The following is a 19738-nucleotide window of genomic DNA, read 5'->3' as shown; positions in this document are numbered from 1 at the left end:
ACAAAAAACGTAAGAGGTATGTGGAGAATCTATACTTATGCTTTATCAACTTTATTATTAGTAGCTGCAACAAACAGTTTTGGTCAAATCAACATTACGTCATCTCCTCAGGAAGAGGTAAATATCGGCCCTGAGCGCAGTTCTTATCAAATTAATATTGAAAATCTCTCTGGGGAAATTCTTCAAAATGTCGGTATTCAAGTATCGCTTCCTGAAGGGATAGAGTATCTCGAAGGAAGTCTAATAGATCATAACGGATTCCAAATTTCGGAAAGTGATATTTCTGACCTTCAAAATCCTGAGTTTTCGGCTGCTAATCTACCAAATGGACAATCTTATTCATTAACAGTAGAGTATAAGGGTACCTGTACCGCTATAGATCATCAGCTGGCCGGTAATATCTTTAGAAATTTAGTAACGGTTAATTCCACATTACCAGAGGCTACACATACTTCTGAAGCATATAATATATTATACCCCTCTCTTGCCATAACGAGTATCACGCCTAAAAATAAGACTTTGCCTAATGGCGAGTCATTTCAAAGAACTATAACCATAGTGAATGCAGGCTATGGAAGCACTGATAATATCTATATTAAAGACCTGCACCCGGTAGGAATGGAAATAACGGACGTAGATTTAGGGGCTTTAATGGGAGATTCACTTATCACACTTTCTTCGGTAGATTTTTCGTCTATTGGTAATGGCGATGGATTTTTTGATAGTAATGAAAGTATAAGTATAGTACAAACTATCTATGGAGAAGCATGTGAAGACAAGACTTATACATCTAATATCTCTGCCTATTGGATGATAGAAGGAGTGAGTTGCCAGCAAACATTTACTTATGGGAATGTATATTTAGATTATAGTTCTCCTGTTTTAAAACAGACGGCCACTGCAGGTTTCAGCACTTGCTATAGTTCTGAGCCTAGTGCCCAAGTTTTAAAAGTGGCAAATACCAGCTCAGGAGCAGCTAATAATGTGGAAGTGGACATTTATAATTCAAGCGGTAGCGGTTATGATCCGGATATTTTCACTAAAATCGATGTGAGTAGCATTCAATATAAGGTGGGGGAGTCAGGTAGTTTGGTATCATTGGCACCTATAGCTACAGAACTCACCAGTTCTGCGGATAATTATAGTTGCCTTGGTGCCGGAGCGGTAGGTAAAGTAACATTAAGCCTACCAGATATACCCCAGGGAGAAAGTATTTATGTTTTATGGAATACCGAGCATTGTTGTATTAATTCATGCTTTAAAGCTCAGCTAGGAGGCTGGAAGAGTACTGTTAGGTATACTGATAATTGTGATGAAGCTTATACCAATACCATTAAAGGGCAAGATCCGGTAGAAGCATCTATGAGTTTTTTCACTGAAACACCTGCTCATATTTCTGATGGACAAAAGAAGACTTTTACTTTTTTAGTGTCAGGTCATAAAAATACCTATCCTACTGCAGAGAACGCGTTTTACGAAGTGCATTTTCAATTACCCAATGGCCTTGTTTATGAAGATTTAGAAGGCGACCTGTCATGGGATAGCAGTCCGCTGAAGTGGAATCCTACTACAGTTACTTATGATCCTGATAATGGAACGCTATTAGCTCAGTACCCTTTGCCTTCTGGTTTTGAACTCAATAAAACAGAAATTAACCTGAAGCTCAAGGCTGATTGTAGCATTTCTGGAGTTACAAATGGTAGTAAGAGCATTTCTATGTCAGTATATTTTATTGCTGATGCTGATTGTGGCAGCATTTGTAAAGTGGCTATGGCTTGTGATCAAACCGTGAGTACCACTCTGATTTGCCCTACAGGATGTGCCGAGGGTATGGCTTTTCATAATTTTACAATCCAAAGATCAAGCTTTGGCCTGCCAGACAATGATGCCGATGGAATGCCTGATGCCTCAGGAAATCTGGATATGACCAAGGTGAAGGCTAACAGGGTAATGACCAATGACACTATAAAGTCTGTTTTTTATGGTACTATAAAAACTTCGGCACAGCACCCTAATTGGACTTATGGCTATGCGAAATCTACTATACCATTAGGCGCTCACCTTACACCAATTTCTGGAAGCGTTAAAATATATGATGCAAGCGCTAATACTTATTATTATGCTTCAGGAGTAGATATTCAGAAGTATTCTTCCGCTGATGTAGGTGTTTTTGATATGGATTTTAGTATTCCAACACTGGTTGCCAATGGAAATAATGACCTGAATAATTTTCAGTGGGAAGATGCTGATTCTGTAGAACTAACAGTTTTTTATACACTGGAAACCAATCTGGGAGGTATGATTCAAGAAGTAACGGTGAATAATGAGTTTTACGTGAGTGAAGTAGCTAACCCTAATAGTACTTCAGATAAGTTTCAGTGTGGCTTTTATGATGAAAACATTACCTTCATGGGGTATTATTTTACTGTAAGTAAAGGTAGTTATACTTCAATTACTAGCTGCAGTAAATATATCAACCAGTTTTACTACTTAAGCGTAGGAGATTGTTGTTCTAATTATCAAGGAGGTAATTTATTTCCTTATGAATATAGAAATTGGGCCAAAATCAAGGAGGCGAAAGTGACTATTCCGGATGGTTATAAAGTGCTTAATATTAACCTGACGCAGTGGATTACAAAGGCTACAAATACAAGTATAACTCAACGAATTACCGGAATAGAGCCGGATGATTCTACAGGAAGTGAGCTGTATTTTAATCTATCGCAGTATTATGAAGACCAGGGAGGAACTTTCAATCTAAGTGATGATGGTTTTAGAGGTAGATTGGCAATTGAAATAGCCCCCACGTGTGACGTTCAGGCTGGAGTTTACAAAGAAATGCCCTGGGCATATACATTTGATCGTGCCAGCAGGTTAGAAGGCGGAAGCACCTCTGTTTGGGTGGAAAACCAGTATGATAAAGTGCAATATGCTCCTGCATCTTTACGCTTGACCCCTTTAAATCCTAAAGAAGATGGTTTAGGTAAAACAGTAACCTGGACTGTTAATGTGGAAAATATTTCGAACAGTTCTTCAGCCAATAATGCCTGGATGCATATGAAATCAACCTCAGGAGATATTCAGGTGGTGGCTGTTACTGATGCAGATAATAATATCAATAGGCCGTTAGTGGGTGATATTTATCAATTAGGAGCTATAGAGGTAGGAAGTACTAAAACTTACTACATAACTGCTACCTATTCGGCCTGTAATTTGGAAGGTTTTGATGTTTATGCAGGATATGAATGTTCTAGTTATCCGGCCGATTTTGCAAGCTTTACCTGTCCTTATGTACAAACCAGGTTATCGGTGGAGCCAAAACCAGCGCAGTTTCAGGTGAGAATACAAGATGCTTTTGTAGGTGATGAATGTTCTAATGATTTAGATGTGGAAGTAGAAGTGAAAAGTGTGCAACTAGCTATTGTAGATAGTCTGCGTGTTAATTTTTCAGGACCAGCCTCGGGTAGCATCACTTATGCTGCAGCTACCAGTGAGCTCCAGTATAATCTTAATGAAGCATACAGAGCAGTGGCAGATCCATCTCTTGAGTCTAATATTTATTCTTATAGTATTGCTGAAATTGACGCTCAAATTGGTCAGAATGGTTTGCCAGGTGTTCTTGATCTCAATAATAATACGATGAGACTAAAATTTAACCTGTCACTCAATAATAACTTTAAAGCAGGAGAGTATGTACAAGTAAGTGTAAATGGACAAGCCGCATGTGGTGCTGATTTACCTCAAATTAACTTAGCGGTGGATCCAAGTATTAAGTTTGAGAGAGATACTGATTCTGGCTTGTCTACAGGTACCACTAACAGTTGGAGTGCCAGCTGGGGAGATTATGATAACGATGGTTTAGAAGACCTGTTTGTACCTGAATATGATCAGGGTAAAGCCAGTAATCTGTATCATAATAATGGTGATGGTACCTTTACCAAAATAGAGAATGTCATTGCTGATGACATGGTCTCAGCTACTGCCTCTACATGGGGAGATTATGATAATGATGGTGATCTTGATCTATTTATAGCTACTAATGCTGGTAGTCCGGGCTTACTGTATAATAACCAGGGCAATGGAAGTTTTAGTAGAGTAACCTCAGGAGAAATTGCTACAGATGAAGGATATGACCATAGTGCTAGTTGGATAGATTATGATAATGATGGCCTGCTTGATTTGTTCGTATTAGATATTATTCAAACTAATTTTAACAGACTATACCATAATAATGGCAATGGTACTTTTACTAAAATAAATAACTCCAGCATAGTTCAGGCAGTGTCAAGTTCATTAGGAGCAACTTGGTCTGACTATGATAATGATGGAGACCTGGATGTATTTATTCCTAATCGGGATCAAAGAAACTTCCTTTTCAAAAATGAAGGAAATGGTAATTTCACCCAAATTGAAGAGGGAATAATAGTTTCAGAAGCATTGGGTTCAGTAGGTTCTAGTTGGGGAGATTATGATAACGACGGCGATATGGATCTGTTTGTAGCTAATGCAGGCACAAAATATAATACCTTATATAACAATCAGGGAGATGGTACTTTTGAGAAAGTAACTTCTGGAGCTATAGTAACTGATAGAGGAAACACTCACGGTAGCACCTGGACGGACCTAGATAATGACGGTGACCTGGATTTATATATCACAAATGATGCGGGAGAAGGTAACTACCTATATATTAATAACGGAGACGGCTCTTTTCAAAAGGTAGAAAATGACCTTACTAGCCTTACTCAAAAAGCATTTGGTACTGCCACTGCGGATTTCGATAATGATGGTGATCAGGATATTTTCGTAGCCAACCATTCAGGGGAGCCTAACCAGCTTTATATCAACAGCCGAGGTAGGTGTAATCAATCGATATGTTTTACTTTAAAAGGAACAGCTTCTAATAGTACAGGCATAGGAGCAAAAATTAGGGTAAAGGCCAATATATATGGACAGACCATATGGCAGGTAATAGAAATTACTTCTCAGACCGGAGGAGGAGTAGGATCTCAAAATTCTATGAAGGCCTATTTTGGTTTGGGAGATGCCATCCAGGCCGAGGAAGTAATAGTGGAATGGCCCTCAGGTATAATTCAGCATCTGGTAGGTGTGCCTTCTGGAACTTGCCATGAAATAGTAGAGGAGGCAGGAAGTACAGTATGTGGTACAGTTTACCATGATACTAATGGCAACTGTATGCAGGATGTTGATGAGAAAGGTATTCCAAATCAAAAAATAACTATAGCATCATCTGAAAAAACCTATCAGCTAACTACTAATGCTAATGGGGATTATCAGACTTTCCTGGCAGCCGGATCATACCAAATAACTCAAAATTTAGGTGATGGCTGGTCTGCTTGTAATAGTAGTGGCTATAACATCAATATTGCAGAAGCTGGTCAGAGTCAATGTGATAATAACTTCGGATTAACATCTGTTTGTACTATGCCTGATTTAGTTATTCACGCAGGAACCACAGTTCTGCATCGTGGGTTTGAAAATACGTTTATTATAACCTATGAAAACAGAGGCACCTCTCTAGCGGAAAATGTTGAAGTTACAGTGGACTTTCCAGAAAATGTAGAGGTAGTGAGCGGTGACTTAGCCTGGAGTACTGCAAATGGGCAATCCTATACCTGGAGCATTGGTAACGTAGAGGCTTTTGATGAAGGTACGCTGGAAGTAATTACCAGAACTAACCTTTCTTCTATTGTAGGAGAAATGCTTACTACTCAGTTCAATATAGAAGCATCTAACGGTGATTGTGATTTATTGTCTAATACAACCTCCGATACTAATGAAGTGATGGGCTCTATAGATCCTAATGATATTTGGGTTTCAGATACCAGAATTAATAGGTTGGATAGGGAATTGACTTATCTGATCCGGTTTCAAAATGTAGGTAATTATCCGGCTACGTTCGTTAGGGTGTCAGATGAAATTAGCTCGCATTTAGATCTAAGTACTTTTGAAATGTTAGCTGTAAGTCATAACGTAAGTGAGCTAAGAGTAGATGGAAGGACATTAAAATGGAGGTTCGATAATATTAACTTGCCTGATAGTACTTCTGATGAGGCCGCGAGTCATGGGTTTATCAAGTTCAAAATAAAACCATTAGACAACCTTATTCATGGAGATTCAATTTTTAATCAAGCCAATATATATTTTGATTATGATGGAGCTATTGCCACTAACATAGTGCACACGGTTTATCATAACCCGGCTCAGCGTATAATAGATGTTTTCCCTAACCCATTATCACTATCAGAAGGTGTGGTTGGTTTTGTAGGAGACATGACTTATCCATATGATTTGACCCTTTATAATAGTTTAGGAATAAAAACCGCCGAAATAAAAGGTATTGATGAGTTTAAAGTGGATTTAAAGCCACTTCAATTAACCTCTGGCATTTACATATACCAATTGCATGATCAATATGGTATATTAATGACTACTGGTAGGTTAATAGTAAAGTAAAAAAATAGTGGTTGTTAATTATTTGATGAAGAACCGGGGCAGGAAACTGCCTCGGTTTTTTTCTTGTAAGGAAATACGTATACTGCAGTTTAACCCTGATTATGCATTAGAAAACTAAAAGTTTAGAAAATCCTTCGATAATTGTGTAAAAAGATCGATTTTGATGAGGTATAAAAATCACCAGAATGGTTACTCAAAATATAGGGTCTTTACCCATTGAATATTCCTCCAAGCCAGTGACACCCTTTGGAGGGATGAGTTTAATGAAACGATTTATCGATCAGGTAGGGATACGAGAAAAATTAGCCGAACTGGCACTTCCATCTCCTGGTTCTAACCGAGGGTATGACCCCAAGCAAATCGTAGAGAGTTTTTGGCTGAGTATCTGGACAGGGGCTAGTAGATACATCCATTGTGACTGGTTGAGATATGATACTGTTTTACAGTCAATTTTTGGATGGGATGGTATGCCTAGCCAAAGTACCTACAGTCGTTTTTTTGGAAAATTCTCTCAATCCCTAAACAACGAAGTATTTCCAGAGCTTCAACAATGGTTCTTTGACCAGCTCCGTTTAGGAGCACTCACCATTGATTTTGATAGTACTGTGATCACTCGATATGGAGATCAACAAGGGAGTAGTAAAGGTTATAACCCCAACAAAAGAGGGAGAAATTCACATCACCCCTTGATGGCCTTTGTGAGTCAAACCAGAATGGTGGCCAATGCATGGCTCAGGCCAGGCAACACAGCGGCCAGTAGTAGTTGCAGGGAGTTCATGGAAGAAACCTTTAAGCACGCCTTGGCAGGACAAAAAGTAGGTCTGGTAAGGGCCGATAGTGGTTTTTACAACGAAGAAATCATGTCATATCTAGATGAAGAACTCCTCAATTACATTATGGCTGTACGCATGTACCCCAATGTAAAAAGCGAAGTTTGGGGGCTTAAAGATTGGGTCAAACTGGCAAAGGGAATAGAGCTGAACGAGATGGTTTTCAGTCATGAAAACGGTAAGCCAAGACGATACATTATTGTAAAAAAGCAAGTTGACATCAGGCCACATGCAGGAGGCAAGGAACTTTTTGAAGATCAGCCTGGCTATCGATATAGTTGCTATGTGACCAATATGGATTTACCTCTGGATCAGATTTGGAACATGTACAACACCCGCGCCGATTGTGAGAACAGAATTAAGGAATTGAAACAAGATTTTGGGCTTGAAAATTTTTGTTTACAAGATTTTTGGGCAACAGAAGCCTCCTTTCGCTTTATCATGGTGGCTTACAATTTGATGAGTTTATTCAGGCATTTTGCGTTGAACCATCATCGAAAAGCAACCCTATCAACCCTCAGATCCTATTGCTTTGCATTAGGAGCCTGGACAGCAAACCATGCTAATAAAAAGGTTTTAAAAATCTCATTACCCTCCAAAAGAAGACCCTGGATGGAGGGAATATTCTTGAACATATCGTCTACTAGTCCTCCTTTTGATTATTCTAATGAATAATCCGGGTTTAATATCAATTAATAGAAAAGCATTACTAATGGACAAGATTCAACCCTTTCATTTGGCTATTCCTGTAAAGGAGCTAGATGAAACCAGAAAATTCTATAATACTGTTTTGAATTGTAAAGAAGGTCGATCCTCTGATCGCTGGGTAGATCTTGACTTTTACGGACATCAGCTGGTGTTGCATATTGCAGATGTGCATACTGAAGATAACCACAATCCGGTCGATGGTCATTCGGTGCCCGTGCCCCACTTTGGTGTGGTGCTCACTATGGATGATTGGCACCAGCTGGCTGATAGACTAAAAGAGGCAAATATTGAGTTTATAATTGAACCTTATATCCGCTTTAAAGGCGAGCCGGGAGAGCAGGCTACCATGTTTTTCAAAGATCCTTCAGGTAATTCATTAGAGTTTAAAGCTTTTCAGAATATAGATCAATTATTTGCTAAATAATGAGTGTGCAAATGCTCGGATAGATAATTGATTCTTTCTTAAAAGCATCCTCTCAAAAATAAAAATCACTCATCATGGCATTGATGGAGTGATTTGCTACTATTGCGCATTTTATAACCCGTCACCATGAATGATTATCATTTGACATGGATTTGGCGTGTTTTATAATAAGGTAAAAGGTGAAATCAGCGCAAATATGATAAACATGCAAGGCAAGCACCCTGCTGATATAGCAGAGCACCTCAGTACATTAGATAAGAAGGAAAGGGATATTTCTTTCTTACTCCTTACTTCAAAAAAGGCCGAGGTATTCAGTTACTTCGATGATCAGCTTAAAGAAGAAATTATCAGAAGCCTGGGAGAAAGTGAGCTGGAAGAGTTAATAAACTCAATGAATCCTGATGATAGAACCGGCCTTTTTGAAAATTTTCCTGATGAGCTGATCAAGCGCCTGGTCAACCTGCTCAGCGATTCTGAAAAGGATGTTGCTCTGAACTTAATAGGCTATGAAAAGGAGAGCATTGCCCGGTTAATGACTCCAAATTACATACAAGCGCGCCCCAACTGGACAGTAGAAAAGGTGCTGGATCATATTAAGAGGTTTGGTAGAAAAGCGGAGACTCTTAATTTCATTTATGTAGTTGATGAAGAAAATAGCCTTGTCGATGATTTGAGAATAGGCGAGTTACTACTGTCAGATAAAAATAAGCCTATTTCAGAGCTCATGGATAAGGAGTTTATAGCTATCCGTGCCAACACTCATGTAGAGGATGCATTTCATATTTTTGATAAGTATGACCGCTCTGCTTTACCCATTGTTACCGATAAAAATACATTGGTGGGCATTGTTACCTTTGATGATATACTCGATAAAATAAAAGAACGCGATACTGAAGATATTCAAAAATTTGGAGGTGTAGAGGGACTTGAAATGTCATATACGCAGACGCCATGGGTAGAATTGGTTAAGAAAAGGGCCGTGTGGCTGATCATATTATTTGTGGGAGAAATTCTTACAGCTTCGGCCATGAGTTATTATGAAGATGAAATAGAGAAAGCCGTAATGCTGGCACTGTTCGTGCCGCTCATTATCTCCAGTGGAGGTAACTCAGGCTCTCAGGCCGCTTCTTTAATCATTAGAGCTATGGCACTTCGCGAGGTGAAGTTAGCCGACTGGTGGTACGTAATTAAAAAGGAATTATTGTCAGGGTTACTGCTCGGTGCCATATTAGGGGCAACTGGTTTTATTAGAATTTTATTTTGGCAAAAAACAGGGTTGTATGATTACGGTGAGTTTTGGTTTGCCGTAGCCGGGGCTGTTTCTGCTTCACTCGTTTTTATAGTGTTATGGGGTACCGTGGCCGGTGCCATTATTCCATTTATATTGAGGAAGGTAGGACTGGATCCTGCTACAGCATCGGCGCCATTTGTAGCTACCTTTGTGGATGTGACAGGCCTTATTATATATTTTTCTATTGCCGCTGTTTTCCTGGCTGGTAAGCTATTATAATGACTGTTGAAATGCTTTACTGATCACTAATTTAGCGGCTTTTTGCAACTCATTTTGCTAGAAGGCGTTCAACTACATTAGTTTAGATGAATTTAAGATGAAGAAGATTATTTATATCATGGATCCGCACTGTGGCTGGTGCTACGGTAATAGTGATAATATCACTGCAGTACAGCAGCAGTATGGTGAGCAAGTGGATTTTGAGTTATTGGTAGGCGGCATGTGGTTAGGAAGAAATGCACCAACAGGTGGACCTCAGCTTGAAAATTTTATTAAAACACATTCACCAAGAATGGAGTCAACTACAGGAGTATATGTTTCTGATAAGTTTTATAGCCTTACAGGTGATGCTTCTTATACTTTTAGCAGTTTGGAACCGGCAGCAGCTATTGTGTGGGTGAAGAACAATTACCCGGATAAAACCTTTGCTTTCACAAAGGCCGTTCAGAAAATTATGTTTGCAGAAGGTAAACGATTAGATGCAGCTGAAGTATATCATCCATTACTTCAGGCAGAAGGCATAGATGTAGAGAAGTTTAATCAAGAATGGTTATCAGAAAAAAATATAGAAGCTACTACTGCTGAATTTGAAAAGGCGGCTCCATTGGCTTCTGGTTTTCCTACTTTACTCTTTCAAAATGAGGAAGGAGTACATCATTTGTTTTCTGGCTATTTAAACAAAGAAAAAACACAGGAAGTGGTAGAGCAATTACTGAAGGTCTAGAATAAGTTATCTATAAAAAGAAGAAGGCCGCTTTAAATCATTAAAGCGGCCTTCTTTATATCTATCAATCCTTATTTGCTTTTGTTAATTTCGGCAATTAGGTTTTCGTTATTCTTCACATAACCGAAGTCACCTTGAGGGCTTTCTTTAGCCATTTTCATAGACTCTTTCGCGGTAGCTATTGCTTCTTTTTTCTTTCCTTGTTTAGCTAAAATTTTAGCTTTGCTGTGTACTAACCAAAATGCTTTAGGGTTAGCTTTTATAGCTTCATCAATCCAAGTAAGCGCTTGCTTTAGATCTTTACCACTTTCATAATAATAAGTGGCAGCACCTGAATAAAGCTGAGGGTTCACTTCACCTTGAGCATCAAGAATTTGCTCTTTAATCTGTGCCATTACTTTACTATCTACTTCTACTTCTAATGGAATAGCCACTAAAGTTTTCTCCCATTTTATATTAATGTTAGCAGTAGTGGAGGTGAAATCACTAAAGTCAATAGTAAACGTTTCAGTGAAATCTTTAGTAGCAGTAGCAGGTACAGTAAATCTGGCTAAATCTTCATCCTCATTGTAGTTTCCTGCTCCCCATAAAGAAGTGTTTTTGTGAATAATTACAGTCCACTCTTTAGCTCCGGGTATAGTGTATAAAGCGTAAGTTCCTGCAGGAATGGCTTCTCCACCAAGTGTTACTTCTTCTTTAAAAGTGATTTTGGTAGAAGCATTAGCGCCTGTTCTCCAAACTTCACCGTAAGGGATAAGGTCGCCAAATATTTCACGATCTTTCACGCCTGGTCTTGAGTATATAATCTCTACTTCGGTAAGGCCTACGTTTTGTTTAAGCGTAGCAGTAGGGCTTGGTTGTGGGATGTTGATCTGTGCGTAAGCAGATATAGCGCTTAAAAACACAAAGGCTGATAGTAATAAGTTTTTCATTGTTGTAATGTTGTTAAATTTTGACTGCAAACATACTCTTATTCAAGTAGAGGATGTCCGTTATTTAGTTGATTATTTTGACTAACGAAAAACGTTTTTTTTTGTTAATCTTTAGATATGAAACTTAAGAAATCCTTTTTTACTAATGATGAGGTCACTGAGGTAGCAAAAAGTTTAATAGGAAAAAAATTGTGTACCCGCATTGACGATAAATATTCTGCAGGAATAATTGTAGAAACCGAAGCCTACTCAGAAGTAGAGAAAGCTTGCCATGCTTTTAATAAAAGAAAAACAGCAAGAACAGAGACTTTATTTATGGAAGGTGGCACCAGCTATGTATATTTATGTTATGGTATTCACAAGCTGTTTAATGTGGTTACAAACCATAGCGGAGTGGCAGAGGCGGTGCTGGTAAGGGCTATAGAACCAGTAGAAGGAATAGATACCATGATGTTGCGCAGAGGGCTATCCTCTAATAATGAGAAACTTACTTCTGGACCAGGTAAGCTAACACAAGCTTTAGGCATAGGCCTGGAGCATAACCAACATGACCTTACAGAAGATACAGTATGGTTAGAAAAGGGGATAGTAGTAAGCGATAAGTTGATAGAGAGAAGTGCCAGGATTGGTGTAAGATATGCCAAAGAGGATGCTCTTTTACCTTGGAGGTTTTCTATCAAAAATAACTCCTGGGTTAGCTCAGGAGATAATAATTACAATTTTGATTAAATAATTGATGTACTATATTTGTCGTAATGAACAAAATAATCTGCCCCATTGATTTCTCAGAAACATCTCTGAACGCACTGGAATATGCTGTGGAAGTAGCCAGAAAATTCCACTCTAATATTACGCTTATTCATGTGTTTACTGAATCGGACTTCAATAAACTGCTAGGTGAAAAATCCATTGGCAAGACTTTCAAAGAGCGCTTAAATATGGCTGATGTTAAATTGGAAGGTATAGTATCGCGCATCAATGAAGATTATAAGCAAGATGGCGTAAACTGTGACTACCAATTGGTGCTCGGTGATTTGATAGATAACCTGCTGGAGCAATTTAGAAATGGTTATGATCTGTGTGTTATGGGTACCACGGGTATTAGTAAGTCAAACGATATATTTTGGGGTAGTAATACCGAAGAAGTAATTGAAAAGGCTAAAATACCCACCTTATGTATTCCTAAGGATGCTTCTTTTGAAGGCTTTAGAAAAATAGTGTATGCCTCAGATTTTATGAGTGAGGACAGAAAGGCCATTCAGGAAGTGATCTCATTTGCTACAATGTTTGATGCCCGCATAAGCGTGTTACATATCAATGTGAAGAACAATGATAGAGAATATAAGGAGTTCGTCAGTGATCTAAGGAGTTTCATCCAATACGAGAAAATAAACTTTGTTAATAAAGAGTTTAAAGATGAGATAGGATTAGGAATTGAAGAATATATGGAGGAAGAGAACAGCGATTTGCTTATGGTTTTTAGAAAATCAAGGGGTTTTGTAGGAAGTATGTTGCATAAAAGCCTTACCAGAACCTTGTCATATTCTATGAATAAGCCTCTTTTTGTGCTTAAGTTCTCCTAGGACAGCAAGATCCTTTTCATTTTTAAAATAAGTGCTATAAAATATGATTAAAAACTTTTGTGTTCTGTTTTTGATGTTAGTTATATCTACATCAGGAATGGGGCAAAGCCAGGATAAAAATATATTGGCTGCGGTTAATTCTCAGTATGATGAGATTAACCCTGTACTTTCTCCCGATGGACAAAAGCTATACTTTACACGTAGAAATCATCCTGCTAATGTAGGCGGAATAAGAGATGAGGGAGATATATGGGTTAGTACGCTTACTGATGATCATCAGTGGTCTGAACCTCAGAATGTTAAAGAATTAAACAGTCGTAATTGGAACGGTGTAATAGGCTTTGAAGATGGAGGAGAAACTATCGTTTTGCATAACCATTATAAGGAAGAAAACGGCATAGTGAGAACTCAGGGTATTTCTACCGCTAAGAAAACAAGAAAGGGATGGTCTGCTCCTCAGGATGTTAATATTCCTTATTTTAAAAACCTTTCTGATAATCCGGGAGGGTACCTTTCTAAAGATGAGCAAGTATTAGTAATGTCCTTAGAATCATACGGTACCCGTGGAGCCGAAGATATTTATGTATGTCTTCGTAAGCCAGATGGTAGCTGGGGTGATCCTAAAAACCTGGGAAGTACCATTAATACGGAATTTCAGGAGTTTACGCCTTACATTTCTGATGATAACAAAACCCTTTATTTTGCTTCTAACGGTCATGGAGGAAAAGGAAGTAGTGATATTTTTGTTTCTGAAAGGCTCGATAACACCTGGCAAAACTGGTCTGAGCCCAAAGGCTTACAGGTTTTAAATACGAAGGGAAGAGAAACCGGCTATAGAATATATGATGATTTTGCCCTTTATGCATCTACTATTAATAGTGATGGATATAGTGATATTCGTTTTTATACTGAAAAGCCAATAGACTCCATTATGATGGCTGAGCCTGAAGCGCCAGAAGAACCAGTGGTGCAGATTAAGGAAGTAACTGATGTGCCTGAGTCTAGAGCTAATCAGGTAACTATGTATGGTAAGGTGCTGAACAAGGATAGCAGACAATCTATTAATGCCATTGTAACCGTATCTGGCACAGAGACTGAATTTAAAAAGGAGGTAACTACTGCTGCTGAAAATGGGTATTATTCTTTGAGTATTCCCGCTTCAGGAAAATACGAAGTGAGGGTAGATGCTCCTGGGTACATTAGCCAGAGAGAAAATCTGGAAGTGAACACGGGAGAAATGAAGCTAGTGGAAATCAATTATAACCTTCAGCCGATTTCTGTTGGAACCAAAGTACATCTTAAGAATGTCCTTTTTGAACAGTCTAAACCCACCATTCTAGAGAGCTCATATCAAGAGCTGGATTTGGTGGTAGATTTGATGAAACAAAACCCTGATATGAAAATTAGATTGGAAGGACATACTGATAATAGAGGTATTCCTAAATATAACGTGAAACTATCTAAGGCTAGGGTGGAGGCCGTAAAGGACTATTTGGTAGATCATGGTATTGCTTCCAAAAGGATTTCAGGTAAGGGATATGGAGGAAGTAAGCCTATTGCCGATAATGATGATCCTATGACCCGGAAACTGAATAGGAGAGTGGAGTTCACCATTATGAAAAACTAGATTGAGATATTAAACAAAAAAGCTGGTCACTCGCAAATGACCAGCCTTTTTTCATCTCATAAATTATCCTGTAGAATTATATGCTACCTTTACTTTACCCTAAAGAAAGAAAATGGATAATACTAAAATAGCTGCCACTGTTATTACCAAACCTATTAAAGATATGAGTATTACTCTACCCCATCCATAATATTCACCACCAGACTCTATATAAGCCTCTGCGTCTTGTTTTTGGAGTGAAGTAAACAGGTAGCGTACTATGGCTACTTCTATTACAGGGAATATTATATTAGGAATATTAATGTCTTCCGGAATAAATATTAAAATGAGTAATAATGCCAGAGTAAAGAATATTGTATAAGTCCAGGTTTGACTGACTAAATGACTTTTGCCTAATTTTTTGAAATTTTCAGCTAGTAAGTAGCCAGCAACTATCGGTCCTCCCAAGAAAGTACAAAGTGTTAAACCGGCGTCTTTGTAGATTTTACCTTTTTGAAACTCTGAAACGGGGCTATCTATTATTTGATCTATGCTTTATAAAATTAAGCCCTAAATTACAATTATTAGTTAATTAGAGGAGTATCAACAATAGAAAGTGTAATGGCTTTTAATATCCCATGGCTTCATCATCTCCACGGGGATCAGCTGCTCCTTCAAGCTGGCCATTGGGTAATACTAAAATGGCGTCTACCCGACCTATAGTTCCTCTTTCATCAATACCGTAGCCCATGGTTTTAAGTTGGTCAACAGTGCGTTTATCAATAGCATTCCTTTCCATAAATAACTTATCAGGGCGCCATTGGTCATGGAAACGGCCAGCATTTACGGCTCCCTGCATGCTCATGTCGTATTCTGTAACGTTAATAATAGTCTGAAAAACAGAGGTGATAATAGTGCTGCCTCCCGGAGTGCCTACTACCATAAACAGCTGGTTGTCTTTCTCTAGAATAGTGGGAGTCATAGAGCTAAGCATGCGCTTGAAAGGAGCGATGGCGTTAGCTTCTCCACCAACAAGTCCGTACATATTAGGGGTGCCAGGCTTGATGCTAAAGTCATCCATTTCATTGTTTAAAAAGAAACCTGCACCAGCCACTCTTACTTTTGAACCATAGCTGCCATTGAGTGTGGTAGTGATAGAAACGGCATTGCCCTGAGCATCTACTATTGAATAGTGAGTGGTCTCTTCACTTTCGTAAGGGCTAAACATACCCGCTTTAATAGAATCGCTTGGTGTAGCCTTGTCACTATTGACTGACTTCATTCTGTTTTTTAGATAGTTCTTATTAAGTAACTCCTTTTGTGGTACCAGATGAAAATCCGGGTCTCCCAGGTGAGTAGCTCTGTCAGCATACACTCTTTTTTCGGCTTCAGCCATATAGTGAATGGACTTGGGGCTGTGAAATCCCCCATTTTTTTAATGGGTAATCTTCTGTCATGTACAAAAGCTGCATGAGTGCTATACCGCCGCTAGAGGGTGGAGGCATTGAAATCACTTTATATCCTTTATAATTTCCGGTTACTGGCGTTCTCCAGCTGGCATGATAGTTCTCAAGGTCTTCAAAAGTCATAATGCCATTACCTCTGTGCATTTCTGCTAACAGTAACTGAGCGGTTTCTCCTCCATAGAATCCTTCCCGTTGGTTGTCTCTTATCAAGGTAAGAGTTTTTGCCAAATCAGGCCATTTTATGGAGTCACCTTCTTTCCATTGATCAGAAATCCAGTCTTGATAGGTAGTGGTGTTATTGGCCAGGAAGTTAGAGTAATTTTCGTTCAGGCCTTCTGCTTCATGTTGGGTGAGCGTAAAACCCTTAGCTGCCAAGTCAATGGCCGGCTGCACCAGTTGCTCCCAGGGTTTGGAGCCATACTTCTTATGAGCTTCTACCATGCCATCTACTGTTCCTGGTATGCCGGCAGCCAAGTGTCCCAGTGTACTTAGGTTTTCTATTACATTTCCATTTTTATCCAAATACATGTCTCTACGAGCTGCCAGGGGGGCTGCTTCTCTAAAGTCAAGGGCATCGGTGTTACCTTCTTTGTCACGATAAATCATAAAGCCACCACCACCAATATTTCCTGCTGCAGGGTACACTACTGCCAGCGCAAATTGTACGGCAATAGCCGCATCTACTGCATTTCCTCCCTCATGTAATATTTTAAGGCCAACTTCAGTGGCTAATGGATGCGCCGATACTACCATGGCACTGTCTGCTACCGTGCCCTGAACATGTAATGACTCGGAGGCTTCTGGGGGATTACAGCTAAAGGCTATAATAACTAGAAGCAGGCAGTAAATTCTAGAATGCATATGATTTTGAGGTATAAATTTTCTTAATATAGGCCTTTAATAGTGAAAATTATAAAATTAGGTGCTATTTGTAAAGAATAACACTTATATTGTTCAGCAATTAAATTTTTATGGAAGTAGGTCTAAGAGAGCGTAAATCCGCCAAAATAAAATTAGATATTTTAATTGCTTCTAAACAGCTAGTCGGTAAAGGCTCATTCGCTGAACTGTATGTCGATGATATCTGTGAAAAAGCAGGAGTATCTAAGGTAACATTTTTTAAGTATTTTCCACAGAAAGACGATGTGTTACTATATTACTTAAGAATATGGTGTCTTGACAGAGCCATAGAGTTATACCATTCACCCAGAGAAGGACTGGAGGCTGTTTATTATGTTTTTGATAAAATGGCAGAAACAATAGACAAGAATCCGGGATTAATCCTGAGCCTGATCAGCTATTTTATGGGGCTAAACCGGCCGCCATCACCTTATCCTTTAAGGCCTGTGGAGCGGGCATTGCTTTACCCTAATGAGGAAAGTCTCAGCAGCATAGAGATTTTGTCAATACCTCAGATGATGGAAAAGTTTGTGCTTGAAGCTATCTTTCATAAGGAAATAACTACCATTAGTGATACTACTGAGCTTGCTAATCTGTTTGTGTCGATTCTTTATGGCTCAATAGTACGCTCACATATGGCTCAAATAAAACCTTTGAAGATCTTTTTCAGGAAGAATATTGATACAGTCCTAAGAGGATTGAATTAGTCTTTATTGCCTGATAAAGTATCCTTTATAAAGTTTTTAAACTGCTTTCTTTCTTCAGAGTCAGAGATTAATCTTTTTATCTGTTGGAAGTATCCTTTTATAGTCAGTTTAGGCTCTTCACCTTTTTCTACTTCAATAGAAGTGGTTTTTTGCTTTTGCTCAATATTTACCTTTTTAACCGGCTCTTTGCGCGGTTCAGGTATAGATACTTGCTTTTGAGAGGCTTTTTTAGGTTCTAGTGAATCAGCCTGATGGAAGCTCTGTTTGGACTGTTCCATGTAGCCGAGTTGCTCTTCTACTAATCCTTTATTATTAAAAGCAATGGCGTCTTCAGGATCTAGGCTAATGGTTTTTTCATAATCTGCCAATGCACCCTGTAGATCTCCCATTTTTTCTTTTATAAAAGCACGACTGGAGTATCGGAAAGGTTTATCTGGTTCTAGCTCCACGGCTTTGTCCAGATCTTCCATGGCCTTATCATTTTGTTTGTTCAAGTGCCTTACTACAGCTCGTTCACTATAATAGAAGGCTACTGAGTTATGATGCTCTATGAGGGTATCAAAGTCTTGCAGAGCCTTTTCTACCTGCTGTAGTTTTACATAGCATTTGGCTCGGTTGTATAAAGCTTCGGCCTGTCCAGGATTAATGCTTAGGGCATGGCTGTATTTTTCTATGGCCGTAGCAAAGTCATTTTGTTTAGAGAGCATTACTCCCTCATTAATGTAGTCCTGTGCTGTCTGGTTCATTGGGTATAGACTCAAGTTGTGTAGAATCTGATGGTGCTAATTCTTCTGTGTTTTTCTCTTTTTTCTTTTTGGGAGGTTTAGACTTTTTAGGTTTTACGGTAGGTGATTTTTTTAAGATCTTCACTTTAACATATTTTACTCTCTTTTTGCCTTTGTCACCTTTTCTATTAAAAAAACGATGCCTATTTACTGGCTTCACATGCTTCACCGTAGTGTACTTGGCGCTGTTGCATGCTATAAGCAGCATGAAAATAATAACTGATATGTAAATGAGTCTTTTCAAATGTCTTTAGGAGAAAACGCAAAGTAGTCTGTTTTTATTGAGAATAGAAAATGCTTTAGTTACTAACTGAATTTTACTGACCCTGATAAAGCAAAAAAAAGGGACTGTGTAATAACAAAAACGGGGGTGAGCGCATTTCTTAGATGTTACTCATGAGCATAAAAATAAATAGTGATAATGAAGGGAGCTGATGGGTAATGAGTAAAAATTAACCAACTAAAAGAGAATTATTATGAGAAAATTAAGAAGCTTTTTTTTAGCTACAGGTATTGCCGTTTCTGTAGTAGCTTGTAGCCCGGGTACTAAAGATAAAGATAGTGGTAATATTGACACTATGGAAGAGACCGAAGATACAGGCATGACTGAAACGGTTACAGAGCAAGTGGAGATGAAAGTGGCCACAGCTATGATCGAAGCTAAATCTGATAGTGAAATTACCGGAACAGCCACCTTTACTGAAACTCCAGAAGGTATTCAATTTGAAATAAATGTAGAAAATGCTACTCCGGGAGAGCATGCAGTGCATATTCATGAAAAAGGAGATTGTAGTGCTCCTGATGGTAAGTCTGCTGGTGGTCACTGGAATCCTACAGGCGTAGATCATGGTAAAAGAGGTTCAGAAACTTTCCATAAAGGTGATATAGGCAACATGACAGTAGGAGAAGATGGCAAAGGATCTTTATCTATTGTGGCCAAAGATTGGAGCATTGGTGGTGAAGTAAACTCTAATGTGGTAGGTAAAGCGGTAATTATCCATGCCGGAGCAGATGATTTTACTTCTCAGCCTTCAGGTGCTGCCGGAGCAAGAATCGGTTGTGGTGTAATTAATGCCGAGTAATTAT

At 38.7% G+C, this 19738-nt stretch carries 16 protein-coding genes; 10 read left to right on the top strand and 6 right to left on the bottom strand.

Annotated elements, in window-relative coordinates; genetic code table 11:
* Nucleotides 1-18: 18 nt before the first annotated feature.
* From LVD15_RS23895 to LVD15_RS23875, 5 genes are all read left to right on the top strand, one after another.
* The gene (locus LVD15_RS23895) at nucleotides 19-6477 is read left to right on the top strand and encodes an FG-GAP-like repeat-containing protein (RefSeq protein WP_233777695.1); all 6459 of its coding nucleotides are present in this window, start codon (nucleotides 19-21) and stop codon (nucleotides 6475-6477) included.
* A 185-nt stretch (nucleotides 6478-6662) separates the two neighbouring features.
* On the top strand, nucleotides 6663-7982 hold the full coding sequence (locus tag LVD15_RS23890) for an IS1380 family transposase (RefSeq protein ID WP_233776077.1): 1320 nt from the start codon (nucleotides 6663-6665) through the stop codon (nucleotides 7980-7982).
* 37 nt (nucleotides 7983-8019) lie between these two features.
* Complete coding sequence (locus tag LVD15_RS23885) at nucleotides 8020-8439, top strand: VOC family protein (protein ID WP_233777694.1); 420 nt, start codon at nucleotides 8020-8022, stop codon at nucleotides 8437-8439.
* Between the two features lie 196 nt (nucleotides 8440-8635).
* The gene (gene mgtE / locus LVD15_RS23880) at nucleotides 8636-9949 is read left to right on the top strand and encodes a magnesium transporter (RefSeq protein ID WP_233777693.1); all 1314 of its coding nucleotides are present in this window, start codon (nucleotides 8636-8638) and stop codon (nucleotides 9947-9949) included.
* Nucleotides 9950-10046: 97 nt separating this feature from the next.
* Nucleotides 10047-10673, top strand: coding sequence for a DsbA family protein (locus tag LVD15_RS23875; RefSeq protein ID WP_233777692.1), 627 nt, complete (start codon nucleotides 10047-10049; stop codon nucleotides 10671-10673).
* Nucleotides 10674-10744: 71 nt separating this feature from the next.
* On the opposite strand, the gene LVD15_RS23870 is transcribed toward LVD15_RS23875, so the two are convergent.
* Nucleotides 10745-11605, bottom strand: coding sequence for a DUF2911 domain-containing protein (locus LVD15_RS23870; protein ID WP_233777691.1), 861 nt, complete (start codon nucleotides 11603-11605; stop codon nucleotides 10745-10747).
* Nucleotides 11606-11722: 117 nt separating this feature from the next.
* Here LVD15_RS23870 and LVD15_RS23865 point away from each other — a divergent pair, with 117 nt between their 5' ends.
* From LVD15_RS23865 to LVD15_RS23855, 3 genes are read left to right on the top strand one after another with little or no spacing between them, the layout of a single operon-like run.
* On the top strand, nucleotides 11723-12334 hold the full coding sequence (locus LVD15_RS23865; protein ID WP_233777690.1) for a DNA-3-methyladenine glycosylase: 612 nt from the start codon (nucleotides 11723-11725) through the stop codon (nucleotides 12332-12334).
* Between the two features lie 26 nt (nucleotides 12335-12360).
* The gene (locus LVD15_RS23860) at nucleotides 12361-13188 is read left to right on the top strand and encodes a universal stress protein (protein ID WP_233777689.1); all 828 of its coding nucleotides are present in this window, start codon (nucleotides 12361-12363) and stop codon (nucleotides 13186-13188) included.
* 43 nt (nucleotides 13189-13231) lie between these two features.
* Nucleotides 13232-14815: an OmpA family protein gene (locus LVD15_RS23855; RefSeq protein WP_233777688.1), complete on the top strand. Its 1584-nt coding sequence runs from the start codon at nucleotides 13232-13234 to the stop codon at nucleotides 14813-14815.
* 99 nt (nucleotides 14816-14914) lie between these two features.
* Here LVD15_RS23855 and LVD15_RS23850 read toward each other — a convergent pair whose 3' ends face one another.
* From LVD15_RS23850 to LVD15_RS27205, 3 genes are all read right to left on the bottom strand, one after another.
* Complete coding sequence (locus LVD15_RS23850; RefSeq protein WP_233777687.1) at nucleotides 14915-15262, bottom strand: hypothetical protein; 348 nt, start codon at nucleotides 15260-15262, stop codon at nucleotides 14915-14917.
* 160 nt (nucleotides 15263-15422) lie between these two features.
* Nucleotides 15423-16190, bottom strand: coding sequence for a gamma-glutamyltransferase (locus LVD15_RS27210; protein WP_306416779.1), 768 nt, complete (start codon nucleotides 16188-16190; stop codon nucleotides 15423-15425).
* Entirely contained in the window at nucleotides 16183-17121 is a 939-nt protein-coding gene (locus LVD15_RS27205) for a gamma-glutamyltransferase family protein (protein ID WP_306416778.1), read from the bottom strand. Before LVD15_RS27205 ends, LVD15_RS27210 begins: the two co-directional genes overlap by 8 nt.
* A gap of 110 nt (nucleotides 17122-17231) precedes the next feature.
* Between LVD15_RS27205 and LVD15_RS23840 the strand changes: the two genes are divergently transcribed.
* A complete protein-coding gene (locus LVD15_RS23840) occupies nucleotides 17232-17867 on the top strand; it encodes a TetR/AcrR family transcriptional regulator (protein WP_233777686.1) in 636 nt (211 codons plus the stop codon).
* Here LVD15_RS23840 and LVD15_RS23835 read toward each other — a convergent pair.
* A complete protein-coding gene (locus LVD15_RS23835; protein ID WP_233777685.1) occupies nucleotides 17864-18613 on the bottom strand; it encodes a tetratricopeptide repeat protein in 750 nt (249 codons plus the stop codon). The genes LVD15_RS23840 and LVD15_RS23835 overlap by 4 nt on opposite strands.
* Complete coding sequence (locus tag LVD15_RS23830) at nucleotides 18585-18896, bottom strand: hypothetical protein (RefSeq protein WP_233777684.1); 312 nt, start codon at nucleotides 18894-18896, stop codon at nucleotides 18585-18587. Before LVD15_RS23830 ends, LVD15_RS23835 begins: the two co-directional genes overlap by 29 nt.
* A gap of 232 nt (nucleotides 18897-19128) precedes the next feature.
* On the opposite strand from LVD15_RS23830, the gene LVD15_RS23825 reads away from it, so the two are divergent.
* Nucleotides 19129-19734, top strand: coding sequence for a superoxide dismutase family protein (locus LVD15_RS23825; RefSeq protein WP_233777683.1), 606 nt, complete (start codon nucleotides 19129-19131; stop codon nucleotides 19732-19734).
* The last annotated feature ends 4 nt before the right edge of the window (nucleotides 19735-19738 follow it).

Source organism: Fulvivirga maritima (assembly GCF_021389955.1).
Classification (GTDB): Bacteria; Bacteroidota; Bacteroidia; order Cytophagales; family Cyclobacteriaceae; genus Fulvivirga; species Fulvivirga maritima.
Note: the sequence above shows the minus strand (reverse complement) of the source record. Positions and strands in the feature narration are given on the sequence as shown.

What these genes read in the sequence shown, in the direction of transcription:
- LVD15_RS23895 (WP_233777695.1), top strand. Translation starts at nt 19, where the DNA reads ATGTGGAGAATCTATACTTATGCTTTATCAACTTTATTATTAGTAGCT.
- LVD15_RS23890 (WP_233776077.1), top strand. Translation starts at nt 6,663, where the DNA reads ATGGTTACTCAAAATATAGGGTCTTTACCCATTGAATATTCCTCCAAG.
- LVD15_RS23885 (WP_233777694.1), top strand. Translation starts at nt 8,020, where the DNA reads ATGGACAAGATTCAACCCTTTCATTTGGCTATTCCTGTAAAGGAGCTA.
- mgtE (WP_233777693.1), top strand. Translation starts at nt 8,636, where the DNA reads ATGATAAACATGCAAGGCAAGCACCCTGCTGATATAGCAGAGCACCTC.
- LVD15_RS23875 (WP_233777692.1), top strand. Translation starts at nt 10,047, where the DNA reads ATGAAGAAGATTATTTATATCATGGATCCGCACTGTGGCTGGTGCTAC.
- LVD15_RS23870 (WP_233777691.1), bottom strand. Translation starts at nt 11,605, where the DNA reads ATGAAAAACTTATTACTATCAGCCTTTGTGTTTTTAAGCGCTATATCT.
- LVD15_RS23865 (WP_233777690.1), top strand. Translation starts at nt 11,723, where the DNA reads ATGAAACTTAAGAAATCCTTTTTTACTAATGATGAGGTCACTGAGGTA.
- LVD15_RS23860 (WP_233777689.1), top strand. Translation starts at nt 12,361, where the DNA reads ATGAACAAAATAATCTGCCCCATTGATTTCTCAGAAACATCTCTGAAC.
- LVD15_RS23855 (WP_233777688.1), top strand. Translation starts at nt 13,232, where the DNA reads ATGATTAAAAACTTTTGTGTTCTGTTTTTGATGTTAGTTATATCTACA.
- LVD15_RS27210 (WP_306416779.1), bottom strand. Translation starts at nt 16,190, where the DNA reads ATGGCTGAAGCCGAAAAAAGAGTGTATGCTGACAGAGCTACTCACCTG.
- LVD15_RS27205 (WP_306416778.1), bottom strand. Translation starts at nt 17,121, where the DNA reads ATGCATTCTAGAATTTACTGCCTGCTTCTAGTTATTATAGCCTTTAGC.
- LVD15_RS23840 (WP_233777686.1), top strand. Translation starts at nt 17,232, where the DNA reads ATGGAAGTAGGTCTAAGAGAGCGTAAATCCGCCAAAATAAAATTAGAT.
- LVD15_RS23835 (WP_233777685.1), bottom strand. Translation starts at nt 18,613, where the DNA reads ATGAACCAGACAGCACAGGACTACATTAATGAGGGAGTAATGCTCTCT.
- LVD15_RS23825 (WP_233777683.1), top strand. Translation starts at nt 19,129, where the DNA reads ATGAGAAAATTAAGAAGCTTTTTTTTAGCTACAGGTATTGCCGTTTCT.